Genomic DNA, 20,189 nt, shown 5'->3' with positions numbered 1-20,189 from the left:
AAAAAGCACTACAAAATGTTTGACAGGCTCTTTTCGCCAAGGGCATGATGGCCTCGCTCCCGCTAATCAGAGGCCCTGGCAAGGGTCTTCGAGGTGCGCTCCTCCCACCGTGGAGGCACTTCGTGTCCATACGGCCCACAAGGCGGTTCGACGGGATTGCGACTGCAACGAAGAAGTTGTCCCGAGGGACGGAAGCGCATCACCGCAGTTCTGGCAATCGCGTCGCACCGCAGCAAGGCATCCACGAGCCAACCTGCAGGGCACACCTTCGCCTGGCCTGCCCCTTCCCCTTCGCACTTCCCCGTTCGCCGCCGCGCTCCCCCGGACAGCACAGCCTGGCCCTCTGACCCGCGTATCCGAGCATCAGCACAATTACACTCAAGATCGATGCGACGAGGTTTATTTCCATGGCACTGACACGCGAACAGCAAATTGCAGCCCTCGAGAAAGACTGGGCCGAAAACCCGCGCTGGAAAGGCGTGACCCGTACCTACACCGCCGCCGATGTCGTTCGCCTGCGTGGCTCGCTGCAACCGGAGCACACCCTGGCTCGCCAGGGCGCAGAAAAACTGTGGAAGCTGGTCACCCAAGGTGCCCACCCGTCCTTCCGCCCTGAAAAAGATTTCGTCAACTGCATGGGCGCCCTGACCGGCGGCCAGGCAGTGCAACAGGTCAAGGCCGGCATCCAGGCCATCTACCTGTCCGGCTGGCAGGTTGCCGCCGACAACAACTCGGCCGAGTCGATGTACCCAGACCAATCGCTGTACCCGGTCGACTCGGTGCCGACCGTGGTCAAGCGCATCAACAACTCGTTCCGCCGCGCCGACCAGATCCAGTGGAAAGCCGGCAAGAACCCAGGTGACGAAGGCTACATCGACTACTTCGCACCGATCGTGGCCGACGCAGAAGCCGGTTTCGGCGGCGTACTGAACGCCTACGAACTGATGAAGAACATGATCGAAGCTGGCGCCGCCGGCGTACACTTCGAAGACCAGCTGGCCTCGGTGAAAAAATGCGGCCACATGGGCGGCAAGGTACTGGTACCGACCCAGGAAGCCGTACAGAAGCTGGTGGCTGCCCGCCTGGCCGCCGACGTTGCCGGTGTACCGACCATCATCCTGGCCCGTACCGACGCCAACGCCGCCGACCTGCTGACCAGCGACTGCGACCCATACGACCAGCCGTTCGTGATCGGCGACCGTACCCGTGAAGGCTTCTACAAAGTCCGCGCCGGCCTCGACCAGGCGATCTCCCGCGGCCTGGCCTACGCGCCGTATGCCGACTTGATCTGGTGCGAAACCGCCAAGCCGGACCTGGACGAAGCCCGTCGCTTCGCCGAAGCGATCAAGAAGGAATACCCGGACCAACTGCTGTCGTACAACTGCTCGCCTTCCTTCAACTGGAAGAAGAACCTGGACGACGCCACCATCGCCAAGTTCCAGCGCGAACTGTCGGCCATGGGCTACAAGCACCAGTTCATCACCCTGGCCGGCATCCACAACATGTGGCACGGCATGTTCAACCTGGCGCACGACTACGCCCGCAACGACATGACCGCCTACGTGAAGCTGCAGGAGCAGGAGTTCGCCGACGCCAGCAAAGGCTACACCTTCGTGGCGCACCAGCAGGAAGTCGGCACCGGCTACTTCGACGACATGACCACCGTGATCCAGGGTGGCGCATCGTCGGTGACCGCACTGACCGGTTCGACCGAGGAAGAGCAGTTCCACTGAGTGCGGTGAGCTGCTGAGCAAGGCCCGGGATTCTTGAGAATTCCGGGCCTTGCTCTTTTCAGGCGCCTGCAGGGATCGCGCCGCCAGCAAAACCCAGGATCAGGTCTAAGCTTGTGGCTACCCCATAGCAAGGACTGCCCATGCCCCGCCCTGGCCACCTGCTCACCCTCGCCGTCGCTGCCGCCGCCTTCTATCTATACGCGCTGGCCAGCGACAACGCCCTGCTTGGTCTGCTGGTCAAACCCATTCCGGTACTCGCCCTGATTGCCTGGCTGAGCACCTCCCCCGCCACACCCTATCGCCGCTGGATCATTCTCGGCCTGGCCTTCTCGGTGCTCGGCGACATTCTCCTGGCAATCCCCCGCGACCTGTTCGTGTTCGGTCTTGGCGCGTTTCTCTGCGCACACTTGGCCTACCTGCGCGGCTATTGCAGCCTCACGCGGCGCCCAGCCTACCCTGCCCTGGCGTTCGCCTTGATGGTGGGCGGCTCGCTGTTCGGCCTGCTCGCCAGCCACGGCCTGGGCCCACTGCTGATCCCGGTGGCACTCTATGCCCTGGCCATCGGCGCCATGCTCTGGCGTTCCCTGGCCTGTGGCGGCCTCGCCGCCGTGGGTGCCTGCGCATTCGTCTTCTCGGACAGCCTGATCGGCATCGACCGCTTCGTCAGCCCATTCGCCGCCGCCGAGTACTTGATCATCCTGTCCTACTGGCTCGGCCAGTGGCTCATTGCCGCGTCGGTCGGCCGCAGTGCAAGCGCCAAAGTATTGATCCAGAGCGGTACGCATAGCGCCGGAAGCTGCTAGAACGAGAGTTTTTCGCATTTGCAAGTGGGCAAATCGGCAGATGAACTTTGCAAGACCCAGAACAGCTAAAACAGTACAGCTCAGGTTAAATGATATTAATTATCATTACGCAACTAGCCAGTCATTACGCCGGGTAAGAAACATAATTAACAAATCCGCGCGCAATGCCCGAAATTCAAGGCTTTCAGCCAGTTACGAAAGATTTTTGTTCTTAAACCTACGAATAAATTTGCAACGGAAATTTTACTTGCACTGGGTTTACCCATAAAATCAGCGCGATTGATTCAGCTGCGACATTTGGTCACTGCGTCTGCGACACCACGTCGCCGCTCTACTTTATTTCAGACTGCAGAGCTGGGTCTCTGTATAAGGATTTCTAGCATGTCCGATTCGGCAGGACTCATCGCCCACAACTGGGGCTTTGCCATCTTCCTCCTGGGTGTCGTCGGCCTGTGTGCCTTCATGCTCGGCCTGTCCAGCCTGCTCGGTAGCAAGGCCTGGGGTCGCGCCAAGAACGAACCCTTCGAATCCGGCATGCTGCCCGTCGGCAGCGCCCGCCTGCGCCTGTCCGCCAAATTCTATCTGGTCGCGATGCTCTTCGTGATCTTCGATATCGAAGCCCTCTTCCTGTATGCATGGTCTGTGTCCGTCCGCGAAAGCGGCTGGACCGGATTCGTCGAAGCTCTCATTTTCATAGCAATTCTGTTGGCAGGTCTTGTCTACCTATGGCGCGTCGGGGCGCTCGATTGGGCTCCCGAAGGTCGCCGCAAGCGGCAAGCGAAGCTGAAACAATGAGGCTTTGGCATGCAATACAATCTCACCAGAATCGATCCGGACGCACCCAACGAGCAGTATCCGGTCGGTGAACGGGAAACCGTCACCGATCAACTGCTGGAAGACCAGGTCCACAAGAACATCTACATGGGGAAACTCGAGGATGTGCTGCGTGGCGCGGTCAACTGGGGTCGCAAGAACTCCCTCTGGCCGTACAACTTCGGCCTGTCCTGCTGCTACGTGGAAATGACCACGGCCTTCACGGCGCCCCACGACATCGCGCGCTTCGGCGCCGAAGTCATCCGGGCATCGCCGCGCCAGGCCGACTTCATGGTCATCGCCGGCACCTGCTTCGTGAAGATGGCGCCGATCATCCAGCGCCTGTACGAGCAGATGCTCGAACCCAAGTGGGTCATCTCCATGGGCTCGTGCGCCAACTCCGGCGGCATGTACGACATCTACTCGGTCGTTCAGGGGGTCGACAAGTTCCTCCCCGTGGACGTGTACGTGCCTGGCTGCCCGCCGCGCCCCGAAGCGTTCCTGCAAGGCTTGATGTTGCTGCAGGAGTCGATCGGCCAGGAGCGACGCCCGCTTTCCTGGGTTGTCGGCGATCAAGGCATCTACCGTGCCGAGATGCCTGCCCAGAAAGATCTGCGTCGCGAACAGCGTATCGCGGTAACCAACCTGCGCAGCCCCGACGAAGTCTGATCCAGCGACCTGCCGCCCGCTCCCCAGGAGCCGGCGGCCTGGCTTCATTCTTAACGTTGACCCAAAGCGACCGAGACCATGACAGCGGACAACGCTATTTATATTCCGCCTTACAAGGCTGACGACCAGGATGTGGTCGTCGAACTGCACAACCGATTCGGCGCCGACGCTTTCGTCGCCCAGGAAACCCGCACCGGCATGCCGGTACTGTGGGTAAAGCGTGCCCAGCTCAAAGAAATCCTCACCTTCCTGCGCAACGTCGCCAAGCCCTACAGCATGCTGTACGACCTGCACGGCGTCGACGAGCGCCTGCGCACCCAGCGCCGCGGCCTGCCGGCTGCCGACTTCAGCGTGTTCTACCACCTGCTGTCGGTCGAGCGTAACAGCGACGTGATGATCAAGGTGTCGCTGAGCGAAGGCGACCTCAACCTGCCGACCGTCACCGGTATCTGGCCCAACGCCAACTGGTACGAGCGTGAAGTGTGGGACATGTTCGGCATCGATTTCGCCGGCCACCCGCACCTGAGCCGCATCATGATGCCGCCGACCTGGGAAGGTCACCCGCTGCGCAAGGACTACCCGGCCCGCGCCACCGAATTCGACCCCTACAGCCTGACCCTGGCCAAGCAGCAGCTTGAAGAGGAATCGGCACGCTTCAACCCGGAAGCCTGGGGCATGAAGCGTTCGGGCGCCAACGAGGACTACATGTTCCTCAACCTCGGCCCCAACCACCCTTCGGCCCACGGTGCCTTCCGTATCGTCCTGCAGCTGGACGGTGAAGAGATCGTCGACTGCGTCCCGGACATCGGCTACCACCACCGTGGCGCCGAGAAGATGGCCGAGCGTCAGTCGTGGCACAGCTTCATCCCCTACACCGACCGTATCGACTACCTCGGCGGGGTGATGAACAACCTGCCGTACGTACTGGCGGTAGAGAAGCTGGCCGGCATCCAGGTGCCGCAGAAGGTCGACGTGATCCGCATCATGCTCGCCGAATTCTTCCGCATCACCAGCCACCTGCTGTTCCTGGGTACCTATATCCAGGACGTCGGCGCCATGACCCCGGTGTTCTTCACCTTCACCGACCGCCAGCGCGCCTACACCGTGATCGAAGCCATCACCGGTTTCCGCCTGCATCCGGCCTGGTACCGCATCGGTGGCGTCGCCCACGACCTGCCGCGCGGCTGGGACAAGCTGGTCAAGGACTTCGTCGAATGGCTGCCCAAGCGCCTCGACGAGTACACCAAGGCGGCCCTGCAGAACAGCATCCTCAAGGGCCGTACCATCGGCGTTGCCGCCTACAACACCAAAGAGGCCCTGGAATGGGGCACCACCGGTGCCGGCCTGCGTTCCACCGGTTGCGACTTCGACCTGCGTAAAGCCCGCCCCTACTCCGGCTACGAGAACTTCGAATTCGAAGTACCGCTGGCCCACAACGGCGATGCCTACGATCGCTGCATGGTCCGTGTCGAGGAGATGCGCCAGAGTATCCGCATCATCGACCAGTGCCTGCGCAATATGCCGGAAGGCCCGTACAAGGCGGACCACCCGCTGACCACGCCGCCGCCGAAAGAGCGCACCCTGCAGCACATCGAGACCCTGATCACCCACTTCCTGCAAGTCTCGTGGGGCCCGGTCATGCCGGCCAACGAGTCGTTCCAGATGATCGAGGCGACCAAGGGCATCAACAGTTACTACCTGACGAGCGATGGCGGCACCATGAGCTACCGCACCCGGATCCGTACCCCGAGCTACCCGCACCTGCAGCAGATCCCTTCGGTGATCAAAGGCAGCATGGTCGCGGACCTGATCGCGTACCTGGGCAGTATCGACTTCGTTATGGCTGACGTGGACCGCTAAGCATGAACAGCACGCTTATCCAAACCGACCGTTTCGCCCTGAGCGAAACCGAGCGCTCGGCCATCGAGCACGAGATGCACCACTACGAAGACCCGCGCGCGGCGTCCATCGAAGCCCTGAAGATCGTGCAGAAAGAGCGCGGCTGGGTGCCGGACGGCGCCATCTACGCCATCGGCGAAGTGCTGGGCATCCCCGCCAGCGACGTCGAGGGCGTGGCCACCTTCTACAGCCAGATCTTCCGCCAGCCGGTTGGCCGCCACATCATCCGTGTGTGCGACAGCATGGTCTGCTACATCGGCGGCCACGAGTCGGTGGTCAGCCAGATCCAGAGCGAGCTGGGCATCGGCCTCGGCCAGACCACCGCCGATGGCCGCTTCACCCTGCTGCCGGTGTGCTGCCTGGGTAACTGCGACAAGGCCCCGGCGCTGATGATCGACGACGACACCTTTGGCGACGTGCAACCTGCCGGCGTCTCCAAGCTGCTGGAGGGTTACGTATGACCATCACTTCCTTCGGCCCGGCCAACCGCATTGCGCGCACCGCCGAAACCCACCCGCTGACCTGGCGCCTGCGCGACGACGGCGAGCCGGTCTGGCTGACCGAGTACGAATCGAAGAACGGCTACGCCGCTGCCCGCAAGGCACTGGCCGACATGTCCGCCGACGACATCGTGCAGAGCGTCAAGGACTCCGGCCTCAAAGGCCGTGGCGGCGCAGGCTTCCCCACTGGCGTGAAGTGGGGCCTGATGCCCAAAGACGAATCCATGAACATCCGCTACCTGCTGTGCAACGCGGACGAAATGGAGCCCAACACCTGGAAGGACCGCATGCTGATGGAGCAACAGCCCCATCTGCTGGTCGAGGGCATGCTGATCAGCGCCCGCGCCCTGAAGGCCTACCGTGGCTACATCTTCCTGCGTGGCGAATACACCACTGCGGCGAAGAACCTCAACCGTGCCATCGACGAAGCCAAGGCCGCCGGCCTGCTGGGCAAGAACATCCTAGGTTCCGGTTTCGACTTCGAACTGTTCGTACACACCGGTGCCGGGCGCTACATCTGCGGTGAAGAAACCGCGCTGATCAACTCGCTCGAAGGCCGCCGCGCCAACCCGCGCTCCAAGCCGCCCTTCCCTGCCGCCGTTGGCGTATGGGGCAAGCCGACGTGCGTGAACAACGTCGAGACCCTGTGCAACGTGCCGGCCATCGTCGCCAACGGCAACGACTGGTACAAGTCGCTGGCCCGCGAAGGCAGTGAAGACCACGGCACCAAGCTGATGGGCTTCTCCGGCAAGGTGAAGAACCCGGGTCTGTGGGAGCTGCCGTTCGGCGTCACCGCCCGCGAGCTGTTCGAAGACTACGCCGGCGGCATGCGCGACGGCTTCAAGCTCAAGTGCTGGCAGCCAGGCGGCGCCGGTACCGGTTTCCTGCTGCCCGAGCACCTCGATGCGCAGATGTATGCCGGTGGCATCGCCAAGGTCGGCACCCGTATGGGTACCGGCCTGGCCATGGCGGTGGACGACAGCGTCAACATGGTGTCGCTGCTGCGCAACATGGAAGAGTTCTTCGCCCGCGAGTCGTGCGGCTGGTGTACCCCGTGCCGCGACGGCCTGCCATGGAGCGTGAAGATGCTCCGCGCCCTGGAGAAAGGCCAGGGCCGCGCCGAAGACATCGAGACCCTGCTGGGTCTGGTCAACTTCCTCGGCCCAGGCCGTACCTTCTGTGCTCACGCACCGGGTGCCGTCGAGCCATTGGGCAGTGCCATCAAGTATTTCCGCTCGGAGTTCGAGGCCGGTGTCGCGCCAGCAACTGCTACCGACACTCTGCGCCCGAACCTGGCGAAGCCGATTGTGGTCGGCGCATAAAAAGATAGAACGCGGGTGGTCCGTGCCACCCGCCAGCCTGCAGGCCGGCCCGCATGAAGCGTGGCGTGCCACAGGCTTACAGATTTCCATTAGCCACGCCCGCTCACGCGGGCCAACGAAGAACTTTGAACAATGGCCACTATCCACGTAGACGGCAAAGCGCTCGAAGTCAACGGTGCGGACAACCTGTTACAGGCGTGTCTGTCACTCGGCCTCGATATCCCCTATTTCTGCTGGCACCCGGCGCTCGGTAGCGTCGGTGCCTGTCGGCAGTGTGCGGTCAAGCAGTACACCGACGAGAACGACACCCGTGGTCGTATCGTCATGTCCTGCATGACCCCTGCCTCCGACGGCACCTGGATCTCCATCGAAGACGAAGAGTCCAAGGCGTTCCGCGCCAGCGTCGTCGAATGGCTGATGACCAACCACCCGCACGACTGCCCGGTGTGCGAGGAAGGCGGTCACTGCCACCTGCAGGACATGACGGTAATGACCGGCCACAACGAGCGCCGCTACCGTTTCACCAAGCGTACCCACCAGAATCAGGACCTCGGCCCGTTCATCGCCCATGAGATGAACCGCTGCATCGCCTGCTACCGCTGCGTGCGCTACTACAAGGACTACGCCGGCGGCACCGACCTGGGCGTATACGGCGCCCACGACAACGTGTACTTCGGTCGCGTCGAAGACGGCGTGCTGGAAAGCGAGTTCTCCGGCAACCTCACCGAGGTCTGCCCGACCGGTGTATTCACCGACAAGACCCACTCCGAGCGCTACAACCGCAAGTGGGACATGCAGTTCGCCCCAAGCATCTGCCATGGCTGCTCCAGCGGTTGCAACATCAGCCCGGGTGAGCGCTACGGCGAACTGCGCCGCATCGAGAACCGCTTCAACGGCTCGGTGAACCAGTACTTCCTGTGCGACCGTGGCCGCTTCGGCTATGGCTACGTCAACCGCAAGGATCGTCCGCGCCAGCCACACCTGGCCGATGGCACCAAGCTGTCCCTCGACGCCGCCCTGGACAAGGCCGCCGACCTGCTGCGCGGTCGCACCATCGTCGGTATCGGCTCGCCGCGCGCCAGCCTCGAGAGCAACTACGGCCTGCGTGAGCTGGTCGGTGCCGAGTACTTCTACTCCGGCATGGAAGCAGGCGAACTGGCCCGCGTGCGCCTGGCGCTGAACGTGCTGAACCACAGCCCGCTGCCGGTGCCGACCCTGCGCGACATCGAAGACCACGACGCCGTGTTCGTGCTCGGCGAAGACCTGACCCAGACCGCCGCCCGTGTCGCCCTGGCCGTGCGCCAGGCCACCAAGGGCAAGGCCGAGGCCATGGCCGACGCCATGCGCGTGCAGCCTTGGCTGGACGCCGCGGTGAAGAACATCGGCCAGCACGCGCTGTACCCGTTGTTCATCGCTTCGCTGGCTGAAACCAAGCTGGATGACGTGGCCGAAGAGTGTGTACACGCCGCTCCCGCCGACCTCGCCCGCATCGGTTTCGCCGTGGCCCACGCCATCGACCCGAGCGCCCCTGCCGTCGAAGGTCTGGACACTGAAGCCAAGGCCCTGGCCCAGCGCATCGCCGACGCCCTGGTCGCTGCCCAGCGCCCACTGGTCGTCGCCGGTACCTCGCTGGCCGATCCTGCGCTGATCGAAGCCGCCGCCAACATCGCCAAGGCCCTCAAGCTGCGCGAGAAGAACGGTTCGCTGAGCCTGGTCGTGCCTGAGGCCAACAGCCTCGGCATGGCGATGATGGGCGGTGAGTCCATCGACGCTGCGCTGGACGCGGTGATCAGTGGCAAGGCCGACGCCATCGTCGTGCTGGAAAACGACCTGTACGCCCGAGTACCGGCCGCCAAGGTCGATGCGGCCCTGGCCGCGGCCAAGGTGGTGATCGTCGCCGACCACTCGAAAACCCCGACTGTCGACCGCGCCCACCTGGTGCTGCCGGCCGCCTCGTTCGCCGAAGGCGACGGCACCCTGGTCAGCCAGGAAGGCCGTGCCCAGCGCTTCTTCCAGGTGTTCGACCCGCAATACCTGGACAGCAGCATCCAGATCCACGAAGGCTGGCGCTGGATGCACGCCCTGCGTGCGACCCTGCTCAACAAGCCGGTGGACTGGACCCAGCTGGACCACGTCACCAGCGCCTGCGCCGAAGCCGCCCCGCAACTGGCCGGCATCGTCAACGCAGCGCCAAGCGCCGCGTTCCGCATCAAGGGCATGAAACTGGCCCGCGAGCCGCTGCGCTACTCCGGCCGTACCGCCATGCGCGCCAACATCAGCGTGCATGAGCCGCGTACCCCGCAGGACAAGGACACCGCGTTCGCCTTCTCCATGGAAGGCTACTCGGGCTCGGCCGAACCGCGTCAGCAGGTGCCGTTCGCCTGGTCGCCGGGCTGGAACTCGCCGCAAGCCTGGAACAAGTTCCAGGACGAGGTCGGTGGCCACCTGCGTGCCGGTGACCCGGGCGTACGCCTGATCGAATCGCAAGGTGACCGCCTGAACTGGTTCAGCGCCATCCCCGGCGCGTTCAACCCGGCTCGCGGCACCTGGACCGCGGTACCGTTCTTCCACCTGTTCGGCAGCGAAGAGTCCTCCTCCCGCGCCGCCCCGGTGCAGGAGCGCATTCCGGCCGCCTACGTCGGCCTGGCCAAGTCCGAAGCCGACCGCCTGGGCGTCAACGACGGCGCGATGCTGAGCCTGAACGTGGCCGGCGTGTCGCTGCGCCTGCCGCTGCGTATCAATGAAGAGCTGGGCGCTGGCCTGGTTGCGTTGCCCAAAGGCCTGGCCGGCATTCCGCCCGCCATCTTCGGTGCAGCCGTCGAAGGCCTGCAGGAGGCAGCACAATGAGCTGGTTCACCCCCGAAGTGATCGACGTGATCATTCAGGTCGTCAAGGCCATCGTGGTGCTGCTGGCCGTGGTGGTCTGCGGCGCGCTGCTCAGCTTCGTCGAGCGTCGCCTGCTGGGCTGGTGGCAGGACCGCTACGGTCCGAACCGTGTCGGCCCGTTCGGCATGTTCCAGATCGCCGCCGACATGCTGAAGATGTTCTTCAAGGAAGACTGGAACCCGCCCTTCGTCGACAAGATGATCTTCACCCTGGCACCGGTCGTGGCCATGAGCGCCCTGCTGATCGGCTTCTCGATCATCCCGATCACCCCGGGCTGGGGCGTGGCCGACCTGAACATCGGCCTGCTGTTCTTCTTCGCCATGGCCGGCCTGTCGGTCTACGCCGTGCTGTTCGCCGGCTGGTCGTCGAACAACAAGTACGCCCTGCTCGGCAGCCTGCGCGCTTCGGCGCAGACCGTGTCGTACGAAGTGTTCCTGGGCCTGGCGCTGATGGGCGTGGTGGTGCAGGTGGGTTCGTTCAACATGCGCGACATCGTTGACTACCAGGCCCAGAACCTGTGGTTCATCATTCCGCAGTTCTTCGGCTTCTGCACCTTCTTCATCGCTGGCGTCGCCGTGACCCACCGTCACCCGTTCGACCAGCCGGAAGCGGAACAGGAACTGGCCGACGGCTACCACATCGAATACGCCGGCATGAAATGGGGCATGTTCTTCGTCGGTGAATACATCGGCATCATCCTCATCTCGGCGCTGCTGGTGACCCTGTTCTTCGGTGGCTGGCACGGTCCGTTCGACCTGCTGCCGCAGCTGCCGTTCTTCTGGTTCGCCCTGAAGACCGCGTTCTTCATCATGCTGTTCATCCTGCTGCGCGCCTCGATCCCGCGCCCACGCTATGACCAAGTGATGGACTTCAGCTGGAAGTTCTGCCTGCCGCTGACCCTGATCAATTTGCTGGTGACCGCTGCGATCGTGCTCTACAACACGCCAGCCGTCGCGGCCCAGTGAGGATTTGACCCATGTTCAAGTATATCGGCGACATCGTTAAGGGCACCGGCACCCAGCTGCGCAGCCTGGCAATGGTGTTCTCCCACGGGTTCCGCAAGCGCGACACCCTGCAGTACCCCGAAGAACCCGTGTACCTGCCGCCGCGCTACCGTGGCCGCATCGTCCTCACCCGCGACCCCGACGGCGAGGAGCGCTGCGTGGCGTGCAACCTCTGCGCGGTGGCCTGCCCGGTCGGCTGCATCTCGCTGCAGAAGGCCGAGACCGAGGACGGCCGTTGGTACCCCGAGTTCTTCCGCATCAACTTCTCGCGTTGCATCTTCTGCGGCCTGTGTGAAGAAGCGTGCCCGACCACCGCGATCCAGCTGACTCCGGATTTCGAAATGGCCGAGTTCAAGCGTCAGGACCTGGTGTACGAGAAAGAAGATCTGCTGATCTCCGGCCCCGGCAAGAACCCTGACTACAACTTCTACCGTGTTGCGGGTATGGCGATCGCTGGCAAGCCGAAGGGCTCTGCACAGAACGAAGCCGAGCCGATCAACGTGAAGAGCTTGCTCCCATAAGGACAGAAAGATGGAATTCGCTTTCTACTTCGCATCCGGTGTCGCCGTTGTCTCCACGCTGCGCGTGGTGACCGGCACCAACCCGGTGCATGCCCTGCTCTACCTGATCATCTCGCTGATTTCCGTGGCGATGATCTTCTTCTCCCTCGGTGCGCCCTTCGCCGGTGCCCTGGAAGTGATCGCCTACGCCGGCGCCATCATGGTGCTGTTCGTCTTCGTGGTGATGATGCTCAACCTCGGGCCGGCCTCGGTCGCCCAGGAGCGCGGCTGGCTCAAGCCCGGCATCTGGGCCGGGCCGGTGATCCTCGCCGCCCTGCTGCTGCTGGAGCTGCTCTACGTGCTGTTCGTCACCCCGTCGGGCGCTGCCATCAGCGGTACCACCGTCAGCGCCAAAGAGGTCGGCATCAGCCTGTTCGGCCCTTACCTGCTGGTGGTCGAACTGGCCTCGATGCTGCTGCTCGCGGCAGCCGTCACCGCCTTCCACCTGGGCCGCAACGAGGCGAAGGAGTAAATCATGGGTGCTATCCCTCTCGAGCATGGTCTGGCGGTCGCCGGCATCCTGTTCTGCTTAGGTCTGGTTGGCCTGATGGTCCGCCGCAACATTCTCTTCGTGCTCATGAGCCTGGAAGTCATGATGAACGCCGCTGCCCTGGCGTTCATCGTCGCCGGTGCCCGTTGGGTCCAGCCCGACGGCCAGGTGATGTTCATTCTGGTGATCAGCCTGGCAGCCGCCGAGGCCAGCATTGGCCTGGCGATCCTGCTGCAGCTGTATCGCCGCTTCCACACTCTCGACATCGATGCTGCCAGTGAGATGCGCGGATGAACCTTATCTTCCTGACGTTCGTATTCCCCCTGATCGGCTTCCTGCTGCTGTCGTTCTCGCGCGGTCGCTGGTCCGAGAACCTGTCGGCGCTGGTCGGCGTCGGCTCGGTCGGTCTGTCGGCGGCCACCGCCGCCTACGTGATCTGGCAGTTCAACGTCGCCCCGCCTGAAGGCGGCGCGTACAGCCAGCTGCTGTGGCAGTGGATGTCGGTGGACGGCTTCGCGCCGAACTTCACCCTGTACGTGGATGGCCTGTCGGTCACCATGCTGGGCGTGGTCACCGGCGTAGGCTTCCTGATCCACTTGTTCGCCTCCTGGTACATGCGTGGCGAAGCCGGCTACTCGCGCTTCTTCTCGTACACCAACCTGTTCATCGCCAGCATGCTGTTCCTGGTGCTGGGCGACAACCTACTGTTCATCTACTTCGGCTGGGAAGGCGTGGGCCTGTGCTCGTACCTGTTGATCGGTTTCTACTACAGCAACCGCAACAACGGTAACGCGGCACTCAAGGCGTTCATCGTCACCCGTATCGGCGACGTGTTCATGGCCATCGGCCTGTTCATCCTGTTCGTCCAGCTGGGTACCCTGAACGTGCAGGAACTGCTGGTGCTGGCACCGCAGAAGTTCCAGGCCGGTGACACCTGGATGGTCCTGGCCACCCTGATGCTGCTGGGTGGCGCGGTCGGCAAATCGGCTCAGCTGCCGCTGCAGACCTGGCTGGCCGACGCGATGGCCGGCCCGACCCCGGTTTCGGCACTGATCCACGCCGCCACCATGGTGACCGCGGGCGTATACCTGATCGCCCGTACCAACGGCCTGTTCCTGCTGGCGCCGGACGTGCTGCACCTGGTCGGCGTGGTGGGCGGCGTGACCCTGGTCCTGGCCGGCTTCGCCGCCCTGGTGCAGACCGACATCAAGCGTATCCTCGCCTACTCGACCATGAGCCAGATCGGCTACATGTTCCTGGCCCTGGGCGTCGGCGCCTGGGACGCGGCGATCTTCCACCTGATGACCCACGCCTTCTTCAAGGCCCTGCTGTTCCTTGCTTCGGGTGCGGTGATCGTTGCCTGCCACCATGAGCAGAACATCTTCAAGATGGGCGGCCTGTGGAAGAAGCTGCCGCTGGCCTACGCCAGCTTCGTGGTCGGTGGCGCCGCCCTGGCCGCGCTGCCGATCCTGACCGTCGGCTTCTACTCCAAGGACGAGATCCTCTGGGAAGCCTTCGCCAGCGGCAACAGCGGCCTGCTGTACGCCGGCCTGGTCGGCGCGTTCATGACCTCGCTGTACACCTTCCGCCTGATCTTCATCGCCTTCCACGGCGAAGCCAAGACCGAAGCCCACGCCGGCCACGGCATCAGCCACTGGCTGCCGCTGGGCGTGCTGATCGTGCTGTCGACCTTCGTCGGCGCCTGGATCCACCCGCCACTGGCAGGCGTGCTGCCTGAAAGCGCCGGCCACGCCGGTGGCGAAGCCAAGCACTCGCTGGAAATCGCCTCGGGCGCCATCGCCATCGCCGGTATCCTGCTGTCGGCCCTGCTGTTCCTGGGCAAGCGTCGCCTGGTCACCGCGATCGCCAACAGTGGTATCGGTCGCGTCCTGTCGGCCTGGTGGTTCGCCGCCTGGGGCTTCGACTGGATCTACGACAAGCTCTTCGTCAAACCTTACCTGCTGATCAGCCACATCCTGCGCAAGGATCCGGTTGACCGCAGCATCGGCCTCATTCCTCGCCTGGCTCGCGGCGGTCACGTCGCCATGAGCAAGACCGAGACCGGCCAGCTGCGCTGGTACACCGCTTCGATCGCCGTCGGTGCCGTACTGGTACTCGGTGCCGTGGTAGTGGCCGCGGTATGACCATGAATCTTGCGACTTTGCCAAAGGAAACCAACCCGTCATGATTTTGCCTTGGCTGATCCTGATCCCCTTCATCGGCGGCTTCCTGTGCTGGCTGGGTGAGCGCTTCGGCTCCACCCTGCCGCGCTGGATCGCGCTGCTGACCATGTCCCTGCTGCTCGGCATCGGCCTGTGGCTGTGGGCGAACGGCAACTACACCCTGGCTCCGGCGCCGGGCGCCGAACCGGCCTGGGCCCTCGAATACAAGGTCGAGTGGATCAAGCGCTTCGGCATCAGCATCCACCTGGCCCTCGATGGCCTGTCGCTGCTGATGATCCTGCTTACCGGCCTGCTCGGCGTGCTGTCGGTGCTGTGCTCGTGGAAAGAGATCCAGCGCCACGTCGGCTTCTTCCACCTCAACCTGATGTGGATCCTCGGCGGCGTGGTCGGTGTGTTCCTGGCCCTGGACCTGTTCCTGTTCTTCTTCTTCTGGGAAATGATGCTGGTGCCGATGTACTTCCTCATCGCGCTCTGGGGTCACAGCTCGGCCGATGGCAAGAAGACCCGGATCTACGCGGCGACCAAGTTCTTCATCTTCACCCAGGCCAGCGGCCTGATCATGCTGGTGGCGATCCTCGGCCTGGTGCTGGTCAACTACAACAGCACCGGCGTGATCACCTTCAACTACAGCGACCTGCTCAAGGCCGAGCTGCCGGCTGGCATCGAATACATCCTGATGCTGGGCTTCTTCATCGCCTTCGCGGTGAAGCTGCCGGTGGTGCCGTTCCACTCCTGGCTGCCTGATGCCCACGCCCAGGCGCCGACCGCCGGTTCCGTGGACCTCGCCGGTATCCTGCTGAAGACCGCGGCCTACGGCCTGCTGCGCTTCGCCCTGCCGCTGTTCCCGAACGCCTCGGCCGAGTTCGCGCCGATCGCCATGACCCTCGGCCTGATCGGTATCTTCTACGGTGCCTTCCTGGCCTTCGCGCAAACCGACATCAAGCGCCTGATCGCCTTCTCCAGCGTCTCGCACATGGGCTTCGTGCTGATCGGTATCTACTCCGGCAGCCAGCAGGCCCTGCAAGGCGCGGTGATCCAGATGCTGGCCCACGGCCTGTCGGCCGCCGCGCTGTTCATCCTGTCCGGCCAGCTGTACGAGCGCCTGCACACCCGTGACATGCGCCAGATGGGTGGCCTGTGGCACCGCATCGCGTACCTGCCGGCCATCAGCCTGTTCTTCGCCGCCGCGTCGCTGGGCCTGCCAGGCACCGGTAACTTCGTTGGTGAGTTCCTGATCCTGATCGGCAGCTTCGCCCATGTGCCATGGATCACCGTAATCGCCACCACCGGCCTTGTGTTCGGTTCGGTCTACTCGCTGATCATGATCCACCGCGCCTACTTCGGCCCAAGCAAGAGCGATACCGTGCTGGCCGGCATGGACAGTCGCGAGCTGATCATGGTGCTGGGCCTGGCTGGCCTCTTGATCCTGCTGGGCGTGTATCCGCAGCCGTTCCTCGACACCTCTGCCGCCACCATGAGCGGTGTGCAGCAGTGGCTCGGTTCCGCTTTCACTCAACTCGCTTCGGCCCGGTAAGAGCGCTATGGAATTCACCACTCAACACTTCATCGCATTGGCGCCGATGCTGATCACCACCATCACCACGGTGGTGGTGATGCTGGCGATCGCCTGGAAGCGCAACCACTCGCAGACCTTCCTGCTGTCCACCGTGGGCCTGAACCTGGCCCTGCTGTCGATCCTGCCGGCACTCAAGGTTGCACCGCTGGCTGTCACTTCGCTGGTGACCATCGACAAGTTCGCCTGCCTGTACATGGCGATCATCCTGGTGGCCACCCTGGCCTGCGTCACCCTCGCCCACGCCTATCTCGGCGAAGGCTCCAAAGGCTTCCCGGGCAACCGTGAAGAGCTGTACCTGCTGCTGCTGATGTCGGCACTGGGTGGCCTGGTGCTGGTCAGCGCCAACCACCTGGCCGGCCTGTTCATCGGCCTGGAGCTGCTGTCGGTACCGGTCTACGGCTTGGTGGCGTATGCGTTCTTCAACAAGCGCTCGCTGGAAGCCGGCATCAAGTACATGGTGCTGTCGGCCGCCGGCTCCGCCTTCCTGCTGTTCGGCATGGCGCTGCTGTATGCCGACGCCGGCAGCCTTACCTTCGACCAGCTGGGCAAGGCCCTCGCCGCCACCAGCATGCCGAGCCTGCTGGCGCAGCTGGGCCTGGGCATGATGCTGGTGGGCCTGGCCTTCAAGCTGTCGCTGGTGCCGTTCCACCTGTGGACCCCGGACGTGTACGAAGGCGCCCCGGCGCCAGTCGCCGCGTTCCTGGCCACCGCCAGCAAGGTCGCGGTGTTCGCCGTGGTCGTACGCCTGTTCATGCTCTCCCCTGCCGCCAGCAGCGGCGTGCTGAGCACCGTACTGGCAGTCATCGCCGTGGCGTCGATCATCATCGGCAACCTGCTGGCGCTGACCCAGAGCAACCTCAAGCGCCTGCTCGGGTACTCGTCCATCGCCCACTTCGGCTACCTGGTCATCGCCCTGGTCGCCAGCAAGGGCCTGGCCCTGGAAGCCATGGGCGTGTACCTGGTCACCTACGTGATCACCAGCCTCGGCGCCTTCGGCGTGATCACCCTGATGTCCTCGCCGTACGCCGGTCGTGACGCCGACGCCCTGTACGAGTACCGCGGCCTGTTCTGGCGCCGGCCGTACCTGACCGCGGTACTGACCGTGATGATGCTGTCGCTGGCCGGTATCCCGCTGACCGCAGGCTTCATCGGCAAGTTCTACATCATCGCCACCGGCGTCGAGTCGCACCTGTGGTGGCTGGTCGGCGCCCTGGTGATCGGCAGCGCCATCGGCGTGTACTACTACCTGCGCGTCATGGTCACCCTGTACCTGGTCGAGCCGAACCTGCGTCGCCACGACGCCCCGCTGAAGTGGGAACAGCGCACCGGCGGCGTGATGCTGCTGGCCATCGCGATCCTGGCCTTCGTGCTGGGCGTGTACCCGCAGCCACTGCTGGAGATGGTTCAGCAGGCTGGATTGCAACTGATCGGTTGATCGGCTGACAGCAACACAAGACACCCCGCCTCGGCGGGGTGTTCTTTTTTGGGGCCGCTTTGCGTCCCTTTCGCCGGCAAGCCGGCTCCCACAGAACAACAGCGATCCCTGTGGGAGCCGGCTTGCCGGCGAAAGGGCTGCAACGCAGCCCCATGGCTATTACAGATCGACCACTGTGCTTCGTCTGCCCTTTGCAGCGTCAGACTCCCGCACCCGATCTGGAACCCCGTCCCCATGCGCCCCACCCTGCCCTACTCCCTACTGGCCCTGTTCGTCGCCGGCACCGCCCAAGCCGCCAACCGCGTCGAACTCGACCAGGTGCTGATCCAGGACCGGCAACAGTCCGAGCTGGAAGCCGCCGCCGATCATCTGCGTGAAATCCCCGGCGCCAGCAACCTGGTGGACATGGACAAGGTTGGCCAGGGCCGGGTGGCCAGCAACCAGGATGTGCTGGCCTACCAGCCGGGGGTGTTCGCCCAGTCGGCGGGCAACGACGGCATCAAGCTGTCGATCCGTGGTTCTGGCATCAACCGCGCGCCGGGTGCCCACGGTTCGGGCGTCTACACGATGTTCGACGGCCTGCCGCTGACAGGTCCCGGCGGCACGCCCTATGAGCTGTTCGAACCACTGTGGCTGAGCCGCGCCGAAGTGCTGCGCGGCGCCAACGGCTTCGACCAGGGCTCGCTGGCCTTGGGCGGCGCGATCAACTACGTCACCCACACCGGTTACGATGCCGCGCCCTTGCAGGTGCGCTACGAAGTCGGCAGCCGTGGCTACCAGCACCGGCATGTCAGCAGCGGCCAAGTGCTGGGCAACCTCGACTACTACGTGGCCCTGACCGACTCGGAGTACGACGGTTACCAGGAGCACAGCAGTGGCAGCGCCAAGGGCATCGCCGCCAACGTCGGCTATCGCTTCAACCCGAACCTGGAAACGCGCTTCTACCTGCGCTACCGCGAGACCGAGAACGATCTGGCCGGGCGCCTGACCAAGGACCAGATCAAGCACGATCCACGTGCCGCCAACCCGGCCTATCTGGCCCGCGACGATAGCCGCCCGCAGCCGGGCAGTACCTGGGTGGGCAACAAGACCACCTTCTTCCTGGATGACGATTCGCGCCTGGAGGCCGGGCTGGTCTACCACGACTTCCCCATGGACCTGCGCGAAGGCCCGATGCGCCTGAAGGTCGCCTACACCGATGTCAGCGGCACCCTGAACTACTTGCGCCGCGACACCTTGTTCGGCCATGAGAGCAAGACCACGGTCGGCTGGCGCACCACCAAGCACCTGCCCAACAGCGGTGCCTCGCAGTTCGCCCGCAGCGGCGGCGACAACTTCGGCGCCCGCAGTCGCGACTTCAGCTACCAGGGCTCGGACACCGTACTGCATGTGGGCAATGACCTGGAGTTGGTCCCCGACCTGTGGCTGACCACTGGGCTTGCAGCGATCTACACCCGTCGCGAGAGTGCCGTCACCTACAGCAACGTCACTTACCCGGCCAGCGGCGGCAAGGTCAGCCAGCACGACTGGGACTATGCGCCACGTGTGGGCCTGCGCTACGACATCCGCCCGGACCTGCAGGTATACGGCAACCTCAGCCGCTCGGGGGAGCCGCCGCATCCGTGGTCGCTGATCTGGAGTTCGACTTCGGCGACCCAGCCGATCGAGATGCAGAACCAGACCGCCACCACCCTGGAGCTGGGCGCACGCGGCGATTCGGCGCTGGGCCGTTGGGACCTGGCCTGGTACTACGCGCAGGTTCGCCATGAACTGCTCGCAGTGGAAATCGTACCGAGCCTTCCAGCCAAGGAGTTCAACGCAAGCGCCACCGTGCATCAGGGCATCGAGGCCGGCCTGGACAGCACGCTCTGGGAACAGCCCGGCACCGGCAAGCTGAGCCTACGCCAGGCCTACACCTTCAGCGACTTCCACTACCGCGACGACGACAAGTTCGGCGACAACCGCCTGCCCGGCATTCCCATGCACTACTACCAGGCCGAACTGCGCTACGACTGGCCAAGTGGTTTCTACGCCGGGGTCAACACGCAGATGGCGTCCAAGGTGCAGGTGGACTACGCCAACAGCTACCACGCCGACGCCTACGCACTACTCGGCGCACGCCTGGGCTGGGATTCGCCCAAGCGCGACTGGCAGACCTGGCTCGACCTGCGCAACCTGACCAACAAGCGTTACGCGGCGACGGTGACGCCGGGGTACAACGATGCCGGGCAGGACATCGCCCGCTCGACGCCGGGGGAAGGGTTCGGGGTTTATACCGGGGTTTCCTACAGCTTCCGTTGACCCCGGGGGCGCCTT

General features: G+C 64.0%; 16 protein-coding genes. All 16 read left to right on the top strand.

Annotated features, from left to right (window positions below):
- Window positions 1-407: 407 nt before the first annotated feature.
- Entirely contained in the window at window positions 408-1,733 is a 1,326-nt protein-coding gene (gene aceA / locus KSS90_RS09790) for an isocitrate lyase (protein ID WP_023630475.1), read from the top strand.
- 140 nt (window positions 1,734-1,873) lie between these two features.
- Window positions 1,874-2,536, top strand: coding sequence for a lysoplasmalogenase (locus tag KSS90_RS09785; protein WP_217869189.1), 663 nt, complete (start codon window positions 1,874-1,876; stop codon window positions 2,534-2,536).
- 381 nt (window positions 2,537-2,917) lie between these two features.
- A complete protein-coding gene (locus KSS90_RS09780) occupies window positions 2,918-3,331 on the top strand; it encodes an NADH-quinone oxidoreductase subunit A (RefSeq protein WP_028692461.1) in 414 nt (137 codons plus the stop codon).
- Between the two features lie 9 nt (window positions 3,332-3,340).
- A complete protein-coding gene (locus KSS90_RS09775) occupies window positions 3,341-4,018 on the top strand; it encodes a NuoB/complex I 20 kDa subunit family protein (protein ID WP_008096180.1) in 678 nt (225 codons plus the stop codon).
- 78 nt (window positions 4,019-4,096) lie between these two features.
- Window positions 4,097-5,878, top strand: a complete 1,782-nt coding sequence (gene nuoC / locus KSS90_RS09770) for an NADH-quinone oxidoreductase subunit C/D (RefSeq protein ID WP_217869188.1) — start codon at window positions 4,097-4,099, stop codon at window positions 5,876-5,878.
- Window positions 5,879-5,880: 2 nt separating this feature from the next.
- Entirely contained in the window at window positions 5,881-6,378 is a 498-nt protein-coding gene (gene nuoE, locus KSS90_RS09765; RefSeq protein WP_012313767.1) for an NADH-quinone oxidoreductase subunit NuoE, read from the top strand.
- Window positions 6,375-7,739, top strand: a complete 1,365-nt coding sequence (nuoF, locus tag KSS90_RS09760; RefSeq protein WP_217869187.1) for an NADH-quinone oxidoreductase subunit NuoF — start codon at window positions 6,375-6,377, stop codon at window positions 7,737-7,739. The genes nuoE and nuoF overlap by 4 nt, the downstream gene beginning before the upstream one ends.
- A gap of 132 nt (window positions 7,740-7,871) precedes the next feature.
- Entirely contained in the window at window positions 7,872-10,586 is a 2,715-nt protein-coding gene (nuoG, locus tag KSS90_RS09755) for an NADH-quinone oxidoreductase subunit NuoG (protein WP_217869186.1), read from the top strand.
- Window positions 10,583-11,590, top strand: coding sequence for an NADH-quinone oxidoreductase subunit NuoH (nuoH, locus tag KSS90_RS09750; protein ID WP_217869185.1), 1,008 nt, complete (start codon window positions 10,583-10,585; stop codon window positions 11,588-11,590). Before nuoG ends, nuoH begins: the two co-directional genes overlap by 4 nt.
- An 11-nt stretch (window positions 11,591-11,601) precedes the next feature.
- Complete coding sequence (gene nuoI, locus KSS90_RS09745) at window positions 11,602-12,150, top strand: NADH-quinone oxidoreductase subunit NuoI (protein WP_003251442.1); 549 nt, start codon at window positions 11,602-11,604, stop codon at window positions 12,148-12,150.
- Window positions 12,151-12,160: 10 nt separating this feature from the next.
- Window positions 12,161-12,661, top strand: coding sequence for an NADH-quinone oxidoreductase subunit J (nuoJ, locus tag KSS90_RS09740; protein ID WP_023631348.1), 501 nt, complete (start codon window positions 12,161-12,163; stop codon window positions 12,659-12,661).
- Between the two features lie 3 nt (window positions 12,662-12,664).
- Window positions 12,665-12,973: an NADH-quinone oxidoreductase subunit NuoK gene (gene nuoK / locus KSS90_RS09735; RefSeq protein ID WP_023631349.1), complete on the top strand. Its 309-nt coding sequence runs from the start codon at window positions 12,665-12,667 to the stop codon at window positions 12,971-12,973.
- Window positions 12,970-14,823, top strand: coding sequence for an NADH-quinone oxidoreductase subunit L (gene nuoL, locus KSS90_RS09730; protein WP_217869184.1), 1,854 nt, complete (start codon window positions 12,970-12,972; stop codon window positions 14,821-14,823). The genes nuoK and nuoL overlap by 4 nt, the downstream gene beginning before the upstream one ends.
- 40 nt (window positions 14,824-14,863) lie before the next feature.
- Window positions 14,864-16,396, top strand: a complete 1,533-nt coding sequence (nuoM, locus tag KSS90_RS09725; protein ID WP_217869183.1) for an NADH-quinone oxidoreductase subunit M — start codon at window positions 14,864-14,866, stop codon at window positions 16,394-16,396.
- A 7-nt stretch (window positions 16,397-16,403) separates the two neighbouring features.
- On the top strand, window positions 16,404-17,873 hold the full coding sequence (gene nuoN, locus KSS90_RS09720) for an NADH-quinone oxidoreductase subunit NuoN (RefSeq protein ID WP_038706426.1): 1,470 nt from the start codon (window positions 16,404-16,406) through the stop codon (window positions 17,871-17,873).
- A 234-nt stretch (window positions 17,874-18,107) separates the two neighbouring features.
- Entirely contained in the window at window positions 18,108-20,174 is a 2,067-nt protein-coding gene (locus KSS90_RS09715; protein WP_217869182.1) for a TonB-dependent receptor family protein, read from the top strand.
- The last annotated feature ends 15 nt before the right edge of the window (window positions 20,175-20,189 follow it).

This window comes from Pseudomonas maumuensis (genome assembly GCF_019139675.1).
Taxonomy (GTDB): Bacteria; Pseudomonadota; Gammaproteobacteria; order Pseudomonadales; family Pseudomonadaceae; genus Aquipseudomonas; species Aquipseudomonas maumuensis.
The sequence above is the reverse complement of the archived record's forward strand: the minus strand, read 5'-3'. Positions and strand labels throughout refer to the sequence as shown.